The sequence below is a fragment of the Psychrosphaera saromensis genome, from assembly GCF_002954545.1.
Taxonomy (GTDB): domain Bacteria; phylum Pseudomonadota; class Gammaproteobacteria; order Enterobacterales; family Alteromonadaceae; genus Psychrosphaera; species Psychrosphaera saromensis.
In genome coordinates, this window is sequence record NZ_MSCH01000004.1 from 1 (window position 1) to 483 (window position 483).

Consider the following 483-nt stretch of genomic DNA (forward strand, 5'->3'; position numbering starts at 1 on the left):
CTACCAAATTTAGCGATATGCTTCGTTATTTGACTCGTCGTGTGGAAACCACACGTCCTCATCAAATGCCTAGCCTAGCACTAAATTACCATTATCTAATTATTTAGGTAATGTACCATCATATAGATGGGGCTATAGCTCAGCTGGGAGAGCGCTTCCCTTGCACGGAAGAGGTCTGCGGTTCGATCCCGCATAGCTCCACCACTTCTTCTTAAATGAACATAAGCTCAAATAAATACACATTAAGTGGTTAACTTTAGTGTCTATTTATTTGGGTTTTTTAAAACTCAATTGCTCTTTAACAAATTGGAAAGCTGAATAAAAAATAAAGGTATAAATCTTATTTTAGTTCTTAGGAATTAGATTAAGTAATTTGTATCACTGTAAGAGAAAACTCAAGCGTTATTTATGTCGATTGTGTTTTTAGCGAACGCAATCAAAATGGCATAACCTACGACTTAGTGCGAGAGCATTTAAGGTTGT

Annotated in this window: 1 tRNA gene; it reads left to right on the forward strand. The window is 36.2% G+C overall.

From position 1 onward, the window contains the following. The first annotated feature begins 128 nt into the window (after positions 1-128). Positions 129-204 (forward strand) — tRNA-Ala (locus BTO11_RS16380). The last annotated feature ends 279 nt before the right edge of the window (positions 205-483 follow it).